At 67.5% G+C, this 1228-nt stretch carries 1 protein-coding gene; it reads left to right on the forward strand.

The window, feature by feature from the left end; translation table 11 throughout:
* Positions 1 to 97 precede the first annotated feature (97 nt).
* Positions 98 to 1132, forward strand: coding sequence for a metal-dependent hydrolase (locus QMX83_RS21470; protein ID WP_282298650.1), 1035 nt, complete (start codon positions 98 to 100; stop codon positions 1130 to 1132).
* Positions 1133 to 1228: the final 96 nt, after the last annotated feature.

Genomic DNA, 1228 nt, shown 5'->3' on the forward strand with positions numbered 1-1228 from the left:
ACGTAGAGCCACGCCCTGCGTGGCTTCGACCACGTCTGACACCGCGCGGCCACGCAGGGCGTGGCTCTACGGGGTGACACGCGTTTACCATCGACGAATGGATTCCCTCTCCCAGATCGTTCTCGGCGGTGCCATTGCCGCCGCCATCGCCCCGGCCGGTCATCGCCGCGCCGCCCTGCTCGCCGGTGCCGCGCTCGGTACCCTGCCGGACCTCGACGCCCTGGTGCTCGCGTTCACCGCGTCCGACCCGGTCGCGGTGATGACCGAACACCGCAGCTACAGCCACTCGCTGCTGGTGTTGCCGTGGGTCGCCGCGTTGATCTGGTGGGGATTCAAACGCTTCGGCAACGGCCGAGTGGCGGAGGCTCCGGTGCGCTGGTTCTGGGCGATCCTGCTCGCGCTGGTGACCCACCCGGTGCTGGATGCGTTCACGGTCTACGGCACCCAACTGTGGTGGCCGTTCACGCCGCCGCCGACGATGTGGTCCAGCGTCTTCATCATCGACCCGCTGTACACCGTGTGGCTGCTGCTGGCCTGCATCGTGGCGTGGTTCGCGCGCGCGAAGCCGCTGGCGCAGCGGGCACTGGTGGCAGGGTTGGTGTTGAGCACCAGCTACCTGGGCTGGTCTTTGCTGGCCAAACATCAGGTCGAACGCGAAGCCGACCGCGCGCTGGCTGCCATGGGCCTCGGCGATGCTCCGCGTTTCTCGGTGGCCACGCCGTTCAATACGGTGCTGTGGCAGGTGGTGGCGATGACCCCGAGCGGCTACGTGATCGGCGAACGTTCGGTGATTGCCGACCACGGGCCGATGACCTTCCGCGGTTATCCCTCCAATGTGCAGGCGCTGCGCCAGGCCGCTGGCATTCCGGCTGTGGCGCGATTGAACTGGTTCAACCGGGGCTTCATGCGTGCGCAGGTGGTGGACGGGCAGCTGCAGCTCAGCGACCTGCGCATGGGCCTGGAACCGGATTACACCTTCACCTTCGCGGTGGCAAAGCAGCAGGGCGAGGGCTGGGAAGCGATCACCCCGCAGCAGCTGCGCCCGGCGTATGAGGGCGACGAAGGGCGCGAACGTGCCAAGCGGCGCTTTGGCACGCTGTGGCAGCGGATGTGGAATGAACCCGCGCGCTGACTGACCACGTAGAGCCACGCCCTGCGTGGCTTCGCGGTGCCAATCGTGGTCGAAGCCACGCAAGGCGTGGCTCTACAGCAAGGTGCGCGCCACATC

Source organism: Stenotrophomonas sp. PS02289, assembly GCF_029960115.1.
Taxonomy (GTDB): Bacteria; Pseudomonadota; Gammaproteobacteria; order Xanthomonadales; family Xanthomonadaceae; genus Stenotrophomonas.